Origin of the sequence: Candidatus Erwinia haradaeae (assembly GCF_900698965.1) — a bacterium.
GTDB lineage: Bacteria > Pseudomonadota > Gammaproteobacteria > Enterobacterales > Enterobacteriaceae > Erwinia_E > Erwinia_E haradaeae_A.
In genome coordinates this window covers 439929-453350 of record NZ_LR217725.1, presented here as the reverse complement: position 1 = coordinate 453350, position 13422 = coordinate 439929, and the positions used below count along the sequence as shown (strand labels likewise).

General features: G+C 32.9%; 7 protein-coding genes. 2 read left to right on the top strand and 5 right to left on the bottom strand.

Annotated elements, in window-relative coordinates; all coding sequences use genetic code 11:
• Positions 1-1187: 1187 nt before the first annotated feature.
• On the bottom strand, positions 1188-1595 hold the full coding sequence (locus CIPSTX3056_RS01460; RefSeq protein WP_231939193.1) for a DNA polymerase III subunit psi: 408 nt from the start codon (positions 1593-1595) through the stop codon (positions 1188-1190).
• A 307-nt stretch (positions 1596-1902) separates the two neighbouring features.
• Here CIPSTX3056_RS01460 and rsmC point away from each other — a divergent pair, with 307 nt between their 5' ends.
• Positions 1903-2919, top strand: a complete 1017-nt coding sequence (rsmC, locus tag CIPSTX3056_RS01455; RefSeq protein ID WP_072666195.1) for a 16S rRNA (guanine(1207)-N(2))-methyltransferase RsmC — start codon at positions 1903-1905, stop codon at positions 2917-2919.
• Positions 2920-4323: 1404 nt separating this feature from the next.
• Here the strand turns inward: rsmC and CIPSTX3056_RS01450 are convergent.
• Positions 4324-5550: a multifunctional CCA addition/repair protein gene (locus CIPSTX3056_RS01450; RefSeq protein WP_072666194.1), complete on the bottom strand. Its 1227-nt coding sequence runs from the start codon at positions 5548-5550 to the stop codon at positions 4324-4326.
• 1125 nt (positions 5551-6675) lie between these two features.
• Here CIPSTX3056_RS01450 and sohB point away from each other — a divergent pair.
• Positions 6676-7707, top strand: a complete 1032-nt coding sequence (sohB, locus tag CIPSTX3056_RS01445; protein WP_072666193.1) for a protease SohB — start codon at positions 6676-6678, stop codon at positions 7705-7707.
• A gap of 481 nt (positions 7708-8188) precedes the next feature.
• On the opposite strand, the gene orn is transcribed toward sohB, so the two are convergent.
• The 3 genes from orn to prlC all read right to left on the bottom strand — a co-directional run bounded on the left by orn (position 8189) and on the right by prlC (position 12244).
• Complete coding sequence (orn, locus tag CIPSTX3056_RS01440; protein ID WP_072666192.1) at positions 8189-8734, bottom strand: oligoribonuclease; 546 nt, start codon at positions 8732-8734, stop codon at positions 8189-8191.
• Between the two features lie 688 nt (positions 8735-9422).
• Positions 9423-10175, bottom strand: a complete 753-nt coding sequence (locus tag CIPSTX3056_RS01435; protein ID WP_072666191.1) for a class I SAM-dependent methyltransferase — start codon at positions 10173-10175, stop codon at positions 9423-9425.
• Between the two features lie 8 nt (positions 10176-10183).
• Positions 10184-12244, bottom strand: a complete 2061-nt coding sequence (gene prlC, locus CIPSTX3056_RS01430) for an oligopeptidase A (protein ID WP_072666190.1) — start codon at positions 12242-12244, stop codon at positions 10184-10186.
• Positions 12245-13422 lie beyond the last annotated feature (1178 nt).

Genomic DNA, 13422 nt, shown 5'->3' with positions numbered 1-13422 from the left:
AGTTAAATAGTCTATTTTGAGAGTAGCCTTGCCAAATAGCGTAATCGTAAGCTACTTAATTTACTTGATAAACTCTATTATTCAGTAGATATGTTTATGTCTCTGGTATAGCCATAGTTATCATAGTTATGGATTATACTGTCCTGTGTCTTACCTATCAGGTATGGCAATCTTGATGACAAGAGCCTCTCATATACTATGAGACAATAGCATATGAGACACTTACTTTTTTGAGTTATCACTCCATAAATAAAAATATGCAATATCAATAAAATATGCAATATCAATGATTAGTGAAGCATACAATCTAGCATAGCACTGGTCTATTTTGATATTACATACCTAACTGGCATGACCATAATATACAGTCTACTCTAGATTACGCCCATGTAAACCAATATAATAATGGTCGTATGCTATCTACAATGCAACCAAAAAGCCTGAAAATAACCAATTAAGGATACAATATCTACACTCTGTACCTCATATACTCGAACTGAACTCTTTATCCAATATCATTAACCATTTAAGAGTTATCTAGAAACGTCTATGATATTATCAAAAGGATTGATTTTATATAGTATCTATATTTTAGATAAATTGATTTAAGGACATAGCCCCTAAATATATTACATATTCATTTTACCTATGGCATGCATTACTATAATCTATATTTAATAATAGCTATTACTATGCCACTCCAGTACTTAATCCATATAAAAAATCCCATGTATAATCTTTTAGAGGTACTTTTGAGTAAACATCCTACTATAAAGCAAGTCAAGACTATCAATCTAACCATGCATTATCTAATAATATAAAAGCGATAACTTAAAATGCTTTATCGATACCACACGATCATTACATAAATATGTACATATACTTGAATGGTCACAGCACTGATAATAGTCTAGTAATAGTACTACATACTATATCTGAATACTAAAAAGATATATTACGTGCGGATGTAGAAATATACACTTATGATGATACAAATCAATATTTCTAGATTCATTGATGCAATGAATTTAAGTTAAGGCACCTAATATTCTATGAGTAGAAAAAATAAAAAGTAGCAGCTTTATTTGCTCGCTGGTAATCAATATTTTTCTTGTGTTGCAGTAAATCGCTCATACTTTATTACAGGCATAAATATATATTATATTATTTATGCCTGTAATAAAGGTCTAGGGATCTAATTGATATTGATAGATTTGTTTCCAAAGCGCTCGTTTGGCGCTTGGATTATAATGAAGTTCCGATAATATAGGTGACGTAATTTGAATTCCGGTAAAAACTTTAGAAGGTTGAACCCCTAGCAACCACCTGTGATGATGATTATCTTGTGGTAATAATGATAACTGATGCGTAGTTGCAACCTGAACTTCTATAGATCTTAAATTTAAGGTTCGTAATACATTTTCTACTATTGGATCTGTTAAAGCGGGCGGTTTATCTGCAACGATAACCAAACGAGTTTCGATGGGAAGATTAATTAGAACATCCCCCTGTAGGACATGAAGTCGCTTTAGTGCATACTGAGTAATACCTATTTGTTGTAACAACTGCTCACGACGTCTTATCAACATGCTCATTGCCTATCTATGAATTAGATTCTATAGCTATATAGCTATATATATAGCTAGGATCGATAAAGAGAAAGATTTTATTTGTGATTTTCCTAAAAATGTTAACAATACAATTAAGTACCATACTTTCCTTTAAAGCATCATCTGGATTTGGGTAATTGTTAGCAGGGTTATACATAAAACTCAGCACAGATAAAACCAAGAATTTTGTGTTATATGCAATAATATGCATATAACAGCGATCAGTGTATCTATCACTCTACAGATATATATCACTATATATAGTATCACTATAATACATTAGGATGTATGAATGTCCATGTTTAGCCCGGCTAGCATGATGCTCTTGCGACATCATAATAAATTTACTAAACGACATATAATTTTTTCTGGTAACCTGCAAGACACATTATCTGTTCAGCTCGAAACAGAAAATAGCTATATACATACCCAGCAATACCATCATTGGGAAACTCTAAATAAGATACTACAAACCAACGTTGATTTTAGCCTATTACCAGCATCAAACATCGTAGATAATTGTGATACCCTCATTTATTACTGGCCAAATAACAAGAAAAAGGCAAAATTTCAGTTACACAATTTATTGTCTTTACTGACATGTGGAAGTGATATTTTTATAGTTGGAGAATATTCTCATGGCATACGAAGCGCTCACAACATGCTTTCAAGTTGGGTAGACTTAATAAAGATCGATAGCGCTTATCGTTGCGGTCTGTATTATGGATCGCTTGAAAGAAAACCATATTTTAATTCTTACGAATTCTGGCATGAACACTTAGTGGGTGGACTCATTCTTAAAAGCTTACCAGGGGTTTTCGGTTATAATGGTTTAGATCACGGTACCCAGCTTTTGCTTTCAACTTTTAGCCCGGGTATACAAGGAAAGATTTTAGATATTGGTTGCGGTACAGGTGTGATTTCTGCTGTTATAGCTAGCCGTTCACCATTAGCTAATATCATGTTAACCGATGTTAGTGCAGCAGCCCTTGCCGCCAGCAAGGCTACACTATTATGTAACAACCTGACAGGAACTGTCATAGCTAGTAATGTTTATTCTAAAATCACAGGATATTTTAATATGATTGTTGCAAATCCACCATTCCATGATGGATCAAAAGTAACCCTAGATATTGCACGCACGTTAATTAGAGGAGCGCCTGAGTTTTTATATAAAGGAGGAGAGCTACGAATTGTCGCTAATGCCTTTCTTCCTTACCATCATATACTCAATGAAGTATTCGGTCATTATACAGTGATTATACACAACAAATATTTTAAGGTGTATAGTGCTAAAAAAACCCATTAGATAATTTTCAATAACTTGCAATCAGCACCTGATTTTCTTAAGTTTATCTATCATTACAGAGTAAATTTTAAAAAACTATTATTGTAATTACTCATTACAATAATAGTTTTACTTTAAATAAAAATCTTACATATAGTGTAATGAGCCAATTTGTATTGTTTTTACTGAAAATATCTAAAACCATTATTAGATTAGAAGGTTGTTTTTAAAGTTAAAACTTCATAATAGTCATATAACTCCAATGATCTATGTCATTGTGTATCGTGTTATCATAACGTGTCTTAAACGTTTTATCATACAATGTTCTTGATTTATTTATTATATATAAGATCTATATAATAGATATTGCTTTTAGCAGAGCTAATCTTTCATCAAATAAGATTAGGAATACTTGGTGAGTTTATCAGCTTATTATATCCAGTTTGTCTATAATATGTATAAAATGCAGCATAATCTGTCTAACTTTAACTGATTTAGCATATCACAACCTAGATAGCCATAGGTTCTCTAAAAATTAGGGCAAGGCCATTATAGTAGCCATTTAGAAAGTTCTAGGCAAGTTCTAGGCAAATGATACGGTTATAGTTTCGGTATTATATATATACATGCATCCATTAGGCTATGATTTGAGTGACTCATTCAAGTCAGAATTATTAGAGTCAGCATTGTCCGATAATCCTTTGATATATGATAGGTTAATATCATATACTTATGGCTAATATCATCAGGATATGCACCCAAACATGGTATAATCTCATAGAGCTTATATCTCTAATTAGCAAAGAGCGATATTGCTTCATTTGAAATTTATACACTGTGTATAAAAAACTACCATATCCTTAAACTTTAGTAATATCTAAAGAATTATGCAAGCTCAGCACTATTAACAATTAGCACTGCCAGCTAAAGCAGTTAGATATCCTGAGTATATGAGAATTCGTATCTCATAAATCACCATGAGATATTTTTAATATAAATAGTTCTCTATGCCTAACGAAACCTGATAGACTAAATGAAAATTTAGATATGACCGAGACTGGATAGTAACTTACTATAGGATGCGACATAACTCTAAATTATGCATTTTATTCACGTCTGTTATAATTCTATTATAATACCATTTGATAGTAGAATCTCCATGTAGTTTTTGTCACTATGATTAGTGATTTGTCTAGTTTTTAATTATTCTATGGTTTAGGGACCAGATGTTGGTAATCATAAAACGGAGCTATGCATAATGACATGGGATGAGCAATACCAAGGTGCTCTATTGAATTTATTATAACAATAATAAAAAATTAAAAACTCTTTTCAAACGGTATATACATCTTTATTCTAATTATCATAATATACTACTTATTATAATTCACTATTTCATTTAGTAAAGTCGTCTTAAACATCTTGCTAAGAATTACGCCAAGCGGTTAAAGCAGAAAGCCGACGCCTACAGAGCTCCTCGCTTACTTTGTAGCCCACAAACCCAGCAGAAATTATTGCTTGAGTAGATACACTTTTCGCAACTTGCCAAGCATCATGCAAGCACTCTCCTTTTGAAGAAAGATGTCCTAAGCATGTTTTAGGTGTTCTTGACTCAATGTCAAGAATTAGCGCGATCTGCTGAATACGATATGGTTTTCTCCAGGCATCGATACGGTTAAATAGTGTTAATAGCTGCTTAGGAGAGGAAAAATGAATGTTGTGTAAAATACTATAAAATTCAAATACTAATAGCGCAAGTTCACGATATTCTCTCGGAAGTCGCAAACGTTTACAGAAAATTGAAGTTATCGTGATACCCGGTACGTCACCTTTACTATCATTAGCAGCATTCTCTTGTGTTATCAAAGATTTTGTCAGATCATAGCACAGCGCAGCAAAGCGAATTTCAACTTCTGAGCTATATTGTGCCACTTTAGATAATGTTATGAAAGTGTTATATTTATGAGTGATCACCTGAGAACGTTTCTTTTTTTTCGCAGAAATGGAATAATATACAGAGTCTAATTCAGGAAATAGTTCTTTTAGGGCGCCACAAGCCTTTAAAACCTGAAAAAAAACCTGAGGACAACTTGTCTTAAGAGCCAGATCCATCTCGTTCCATATACGTTCTGGGGAAAGATAAGATAACTCACCACTCTGCACCACCTCCTTCATTAGAGCCAATGTCTCATGAGAAACACGAAACTTTAAATTAGCAAGATATGCAGAAAAACGAGCTACACGTAATACGCGTAATGGATCCTCACAAAAAGCAGAAGAAATATGACGCAATATTCGCTTTTGAAGGTCAATACGTCCACCGTACGGGTCATAATATGTACCATGTTTATCTAGTGCAATAGCATTAATTGTCAGATCACGGCGAGCTAAATCTTGCTTGAGGGTAACATCGGAGTTTGCATAACACGCGAACCCGGTGTATCCTCGTCCTGATTTCTGCTCAACACGAGCTAAAGCATATTCTTCATGAGTAATTGGATGTAAGAAAACTGGGAAATTACGACCAACCTGCTTGTAGCCCATTGTAAGCATTTTCTTAGGAGAACCACCTACTACCACCCAATCTTTATCCTTCACTGGCAAATACAACAGTTGATCACGGACAGCACCACCAACTAAGTAAGTTTCCATGCGTATACTCCAAAAAAATAAAATCAATTATTCATACAATCACTTACTTGCATTAATACGCAGCTTCTAATGTGTAATAACGTTAAGACTTTTTCTTTATAAGGAATGGTGAACTGTAACAGAGCCGGGGGTCTCTTATGCTCTGCATGGCAACTGGAATGCGAAAAATGATAACTTGATAAAGAATATATCTAGAATACAAAATTACTGGCAGCTTATCATGCCATCTACTTCGTGTCTTTTGAGTTCTTTTTATCTTTGAGAACACACTCAGTAACACGATCAAGCCCATGCATCCGTAATGCATACTCAGTAAATATTAAATGCCTAGTTAGTTATAGCCAATCATAGTGATTAGTTGAAAATTTTCTTGATAGTCAATTGTATAATATTTTTAAAAAAATTTTATTTTGTCATCTAACTATAGCATCAGCTCTGATTGTTAAATCTACATGAAGCTCTATAGAAACTTTCTCCAATAGACGTGTAAAAACAACTCATGATATCCTATAGCTAATTATAGCTAATTATTTTAGCCTTAGAGTTATATTTACAATAGACAGATCATGATTGATCTAAGTTATCCAATAGTATGTGTAAATATATATTTTATATACAATACCTGTAATTAAGACTAATATAGATTATGTATTTTTCAAAAAAAATTTAATAAAAAATGATGCATACACATAAATTGCACTCTTATGAGTCTTATCTGAGCATCCGTATGTCTTGCTGAGCACAATACAAAATCTAAAACCTGTTGACTTATGACCAAAACTATCGTCATATACCTGACATGATATATAAAGATATTAATTGAGGCATAAAAATAGGCCTGATGAAAAAACTTTACATATTTACTATGCATAGATATCCATAACATGCTAAAACTATCTATATAATGCATAGATATCCATAACATGCTAAAACTATCTATATAAATAGAGTAGATCAATATTTTATAAAATACAGACAAGATAAAAAATAGATTTCAAGACACCGATTATTTGCTAACTACAATGTAAGCATTGCATACCTATACAGTCACTGTAACAAGTAACTTACTATCCAAAATACAATAAACTCGATAGACCTGTCATATCTTATTATAAGGCGGATCAAGTGGATTTACTCTCTTTTTATGGACTCTTTCTTGCTAAGATTATTACTATAATAATAACATTAGTCATAGTATCGATGATACTTCCTAATCTTACCAAGCGTAGTAATGCTAGAGCCGGAAAATTAATACTGACTCGATTAGATAAATATTATCTTGAAATACAAAATAAAATCAATTTAGAAAAACTGACACCTTTAGAACAAAAATTATGGAAAAAGGAATATAAAAAGAACGAGAAAAAAAAACAGAAAGAATCAAAACAAAAAAATAAGATAGGGCACGCTGCAAGCAAAAAAAGACCAACTTTATATATTCTTGATTTTATAGGTAGCATGGATGCTAAAGAGGTGTCATCTTTACGACAAGAAATCTCTGCAATCATATCTGTTATTGAAACAGGCGATGAAGTATTGCTACGTCTTGAAAGCCCTGGTGGCGTAGTACATGGTTATGGTCTAGCCGCATCACAACTTCAACGGTTACGGCAAAAAGATATTCCGCTAACAGTTTCTGTAGATAAAATTGCTACTAGCGGAGGTTATATGATGGCCTGCGTTGCTAACCATATTGTTGCTGCGCCATTTGCATTAATTGGCTCGATTGGTGTAGTGGCGCAGATCCCTAATTTTCACCGTCTTTTAAAGAGAAAGAACATTGATATGGAGCTCCATACGGCTGGAGAGTATAAGCGTACCTTAACGTTGTTTGGTGAAAATAGCGAAGAGGGACGAGAAAAATTCCGTGATACTTTGAATCAAACACATGCGCTATTTAAGCAGTTTGTACATCAAATGCGGCCACAGATAAATATAGATATGGTATCAACTGGAGAACATTGGTATGGTAGTCAAGCTTTAAATAAAGGGTTAATAGACAGTGTTAGTACGAGCGATGATTTCATCATAGATAAAATGTCACAATATAGCATAATTAATTTATGTTATACTCAACATAGAGGAATTCTAGAACGTTTTAGCTATAATATATACAGTAATATCACTCAGATCATAGAGAAAACTTTAAGAGGATAATTATATAATTACTTTAATAAAGAAATATATCTAAAAGCTTTCTTACCTCAGAACGCTTTGAGATATAGCAAACATCTTGCTATTGATCTAAAGCTAATTAAATAGTATTACTCAGAAAGGTAGATAAAAATTATGCTTAAAATCTACATTCATTTAGCACAGTATTCATTTAGCACGGTACTCATTTAGTCATCTCAACAACATTTGATATGACTAAATGAATTTACATAGTGTTACAATGCACCATATAACTTAAATAAGCCGCATGGTGCTACAATAACCCTTTGAATGGATATTGTTAAAATAAAAGCTATCTCTATGATTATATTGATATTTATAGCACACCAGAGAGGCTGCATGTAGGTACATCCTCACTGTACTGTAAAAGAATCCACTCTCTAAAGATAGATCAATACAATCTAAAAATCTACCAATATCAATGAAGATATATTTAATAAAAAATATTGAAAAGATCAGATTTTTAGCAGCGTATAAAATATTGACGATAGTAGACTAGTTCTGCAATGGAATCATAAATATCATCTAGTGCTCGATGTGCACCTTTTTTTTGAACTCCCAATAAAATTTCCGGTTTCCAAATACGTGCTAGTTCTTTTAGGGTGCTGACATCTAGATAACGATAATGAAAATAATTCTCCAAATCTGGCATATACTTAAACAAAAAACGACGATCTTGAGCTACACTATTACCACACATGGGTGAGCATTTAGCGGGTACTAATGGTTTTAGAAATTTTAAAATTTCAATTTCAGCAGAACGTTCACTTATTTTGCTATTCTGTACCCTACTTATTAAACCACTAGCAGTGTGTGCTTTTATATTCCATTGATCCATCATGCCTAGAAGCTCCATGGACTGGTATATCGCAAAAACCGGTCCTTTAGAAATAATTTGCAAGTCCGAATTTGTTACAAGTATTGCAATTTCAAGAATACGATCTCTGTCTGGATTTAAACCAGTCATCTCAAGATCAATCCATATTAGGTTATTAATACTTAAAATCATAAACGCTCTCATAAAACAGATTAGTTACTTAAATAGATAGCGCATGTATTTTCTTTTAAAAAAATCTTTATCAGTAGTAATACTATCGATAAATCATGTGTGCATATCGGTTAGAATATCAGCGCGTGACAGAAGTAGACTATAATCTAGTAATTTTATAACCTTTGATGAATGAGGCTCTTTTAGGGCAATTCTTAAACCACGCTATAGCTATAAAGATACCTATTTAGCAAAATTTCCCCAAGCATTAGAATCTATAATTCTACTCTGTGTATACTATCAAAAGACTTTAAAAAGATAATTGTATACAATATAAAATTAAGTATTATGAGATAATGCATTTCTATTGAGCTAATCAAATTACACAGGATCGCTTAATGGCATTCAGATATTTTCTTCAAAATCCTTCAATAAACTATATGCCCAAAGATATCGCTGTGACATCAAAATGTATCTTAATCTTATAGAGTAAGATGTGTTAACCCTAATAACTTTCTAGGCAATCAGTACACATATTGTGGATCCTAATATTCTCTCTATCAAAAAGCAGGATTTTTAGAAAAGTTACATAATTATGATTATAATCATATGTTCATGTATATTTGAATATATAAAATTTTATTAATCTTTGATAATAAAATAACTATTCCATACTGAGTGAGCTCACTGGTACATAAACATAAACTTATTAGTTACTGGGGGGGTAAATGTCAAAACGATGCTTTTTAGTTTTTATAGACTTATTAGTGATCATTCCTGCTAATGCTTTCGCATAATTTGGACGCTTTACTACTACACGTTGTTTTGCAAGAGCACGCGCAGGTTTCAATAGCTCATCTGAGTCTTCGTCTTGACCTACTAGGCATTGTAATATGCGCATTTCTTTTTTTGCTAGAGCACTTTTTTTATTTTTCGGGTACATAGGGTCGAGGTATACGACATCTGGTTGTGGAGAGATCTTACTAAAAACTAGTAAACCATCAGGATTAAGCAAAATTAAACGCTCACGTAACCATGATCCAATCTCTAAATCAGCATAGCCCCGTCTTAAACCATCTTCTAATAGCGCTAGAATCACTGGATTACGCTCTAACATCTGAACTCGACAGCCGCATGAAGCTAGCACGAAGGCATCACGCGCTAATCCTGCAGTGGCATCTAATATGCTTGGAAAATGCTCTCTCGTTATACCGACAGCTTTTGAGATGGATTCTTCTATTCCACCCCCAAATTTACGTCTATATGATTGTGTCTTAGAAGAAAAATTTACTAATATACCACCCAATGCAGGTTCATTGCGCTTTTGTAATTCAAGATGAGATGGCTTCATTACTAAAGCCATTACAGTGTTATTATCATGTTCTAGCTTCCAACGAGCGGCTAAAGCTGATAGATTATTTCCATTTATTATACCCGATTCGTCTAGTAAACCAATACGCATAAAATAACTTATATTTTATTATTTATAGATGTTATGCCATACTGCTCTAACATTGTATCTATTTTTGGCTTACGACCAAGGAAACGATAGAACAAAATCATGGGGTTTTCAGACCCACCGCGTGTTAGAATATGTTCTAAAAGTGACCGCCCAGTATCTCGATTAAACACACCCTCCATCTCAAAACGCGACCAAACGTCTGAAGCTAAGACATGCGCCCATAAATAACTATAGTAGCCTGCTGCGTAGCTACCAGAAAAGATATGGTTAAATGCATTAGGAAAGCGACTCCATTTTGGTTCTGGTATCGCAGATATCTGATTTTTAATATCTTGAAATAACTCTACAATTTTTATACCTTTATTTGATTCATACTTCATGTGCAAGCGAAAATCAAATAAAGAAAGTACTAGTTGTTTTTGTATGGATAATGCTATTTGATAGTTTTTTAGTGCTAATAGCTTATCTAAAAATATTTGTGGTAATGCCTCTCCAGTTTGATAATGACCAGAGATTAACGCTAACGCTTCTGGCCGCCAACACCAATTTTCCATTAATTGACTAGGCATTTCAACTGCATCCCATGGTATACCATGAATACCAGATACGCCGCGTGTTTCAATGCGCGTTAACATATGATGTAAACCGTGACCATACTCATGAAATAGCGTAATGACTTCCTGATGAGTAAAAAGCGCTACCTCTTTGTTATATGGACGATGAAAATTACAAGTTATATACGCTATTGGTTTTTGTAAACTACCGTCTGATCTACGCATCTGACTTACACAGTCATCCATCCATGCCCCACCACACTTATGATCCCTCACATATAAATCGAGAAAAAAACTACCACGCATTACTTTATTTTCATCAAACAACTCAAAGAATCGAACATCTTCATGATATACCTCAACATCATAGCGCTCTATAGTTGTGATACCGTAGATATTTTCAACTATTTTAAATAGTCCATTCAGAACGAGATTCTCTGGAAAATAAGGACGTAACTGTTCATCAGAAATATTATACAAATGCTGCTTTTGCTTTTCACTAAAAAAAGCTATATCCCACGGCTGTAGATCGTTAATATTATATTCTTTTTCTGAAAATATACGCAATTGCTTTAATTCTTGCTCTGCTTGTAAATGCACACGTTTTGCTAGATCATTTAAAAAACTAATCACTTGATCTGGGTTTTTTGCCATTTTCATAACCAATGACTGCTCGGCATAAGATGAAAAACCAAGCATTGTAGCTAATTCACAGCGTAAAGCTAATATTTCATCCATTATTAATGTATTGTCCCACTTACCAGCATTTTGTCCCTGATCGGAAGCGCGCGTCGAGTAAGCATAATAGATCTCTTTACGCATTGTTCTATTATCACAGTAAGTTATCACTGGTAAATAGCTGGTTATATCTAATGTTAAGCGCCATCCATTCTGGTTTATGGCTTGTGCTTGTAATTTCATGGCCTCCAAGGAATTCTCTGGTATACCGCTTATCTTATTTTGATCTGTGATTACTGTGCTCCACCCCATGGTAGAATCAAGAACGTTATTACTGTAAGTCGAAGACAGAACAGATAGGCGCACAGAGATTTCTTTATAACGATGCTTCTCTACCTCTGATAATCCTATTCCAGAAAGCTTAAAGTCCCGAAGAGTATTATCTATAAATTTTTTTTGTTCGATATTTAACGATTGATAGATAGCAGTATTATCTTTAAGTTTGCAATATGCTTGATATAACGCTTCATTTTGACCAACCCAAGCACTATATTCAGATAACATCTCTAGCACTTCCTCATACGCTAAGCGTAATGCAGGATTATTTTTTACTAAGTTTAGGTGGCTAATAGGAGAAAAGACACGACTTAGATAATCGTCTGCCTCTATTAAAGGCTGTACTAAATGGTCCCAATCATATGGACCGCATTGAGATATTATTTTTTTTACTACCTCTCGACACTCGTGTATAACATGCTTCATAGCTGGAACAATATGCTCGGCCTTAATAGAAGCAAAGGGAGGAAGAACAAAAGAAGAAAGCAAAGGATTAGTCATCATACAACCCTGATGTTAGGAAAATAATCTATCATTCAATAATACATGATAGTAATATAATTGGTATTATTTCAATATAAGCTGTCGTGATAACTATAAAAACAATATTTTAAAACCGCTACTACCACACATGATTGTGTATTTTTTATGCAATATACAGTATGGTATACTGCTATGCATGGTAGTGAAATAGATCTTAATTTATTAATGGTTGTGTATAACCTGCTTAGTAAGTTTTATGTAAAGTAATTTAAAGCGTTAGATAGAATTTCGAGCAGCACTAACACAGATTTCAGCTATATTATCTCGCATTATATATCCTAGCTCACTCCCAGCTCGCGCCGCTATCAGATTATTATCTGATAACATTTCGAATAAATATCCTACGCTAGTGATATATTTAATAGCATTCATAATAAAAAAGTACAGCTAAATATACTATACAGTATATAAGATATCTTTTAGATATGCTTTTGTTTTTTATAAAGACATCATCTATATAATCTTTAAATGTAATTTATACATGCTTGAACTGTATTAAATAAAAATTTGACTTATCTTTTCAACAAGATATCAATCAATTTAGAAAAAAGGCGCTATACTAATACTTAGTGTAGCTTTTCATGATATAAATCATACTAACTACATTAGTTTTCTAAAATATTCCTGGAAAATCTAGATTTTTATTCATGTAAACAATTTTTTCTAGCAAAAATTGTTCATCTTCAACACAATAAGATAATCTTTAGTATTTAAAGCGCTTGTTCAAAAAATGTCATACTTATTTCACACCTACATGGTAATGATATGATATAATATCTATTATTAATCAGCGATCTACAAATTAAAAGCGATACACATAATAAAGATTCATTAAAGCATGAATTTTTATTGGTTGATAAGGTTGATAAGGTTGATAAGGTTGATAACGATACAAGCATGTCTTCACTCTATTATTATACAGTTTTAGAGATATTCAAATTAGACCGATATAGTTGTAATGTTAATTCAGAAAGCTCTGAATATAAACAACAAGCACTTCCATATATCATATAGATGAAAAATTTTGTAATATCTCGAATATTAAACAAAATAAAGATAAGTATAGTCACTTATGTGACGATCATGCTATAGATTTTACATCACACAAACTCTACACAATATGTTAAGGTTGTCAA

What these genes read in the sequence shown, in the direction of transcription:
- CIPSTX3056_RS01460 (WP_231939193.1), bottom strand. Translation starts at nt 1,595, where the DNA reads ATGAGCATGTTGATAAGACGTCGTGAGCAGTTGTTACAACAAATAGGT.
- rsmC (WP_072666195.1), top strand. Translation starts at nt 1,903, where the DNA reads ATGTCCATGTTTAGCCCGGCTAGCATGATGCTCTTGCGACATCATAAT.
- CIPSTX3056_RS01450 (WP_072666194.1), bottom strand. Translation starts at nt 5,550, where the DNA reads ATGGAAACTTACTTAGTTGGTGGTGCTGTCCGTGATCAACTGTTGTAT.
- orn (WP_072666192.1), bottom strand. Translation starts at nt 8,734, where the DNA reads ATGATTTTAAGTATTAATAACCTAATATGGATTGATCTTGAGATGACT.
- CIPSTX3056_RS01435 (WP_072666191.1), bottom strand. Translation starts at nt 10,175, where the DNA reads ATGCGTATTGGTTTACTAGACGAATCGGGTATAATAAATGGAAATAAT.
- prlC (WP_072666190.1), bottom strand. Translation starts at nt 12,244, where the DNA reads ATGACTAATCCTTTGCTTTCTTCTTTTGTTCTTCCTCCCTTTGCTTCT.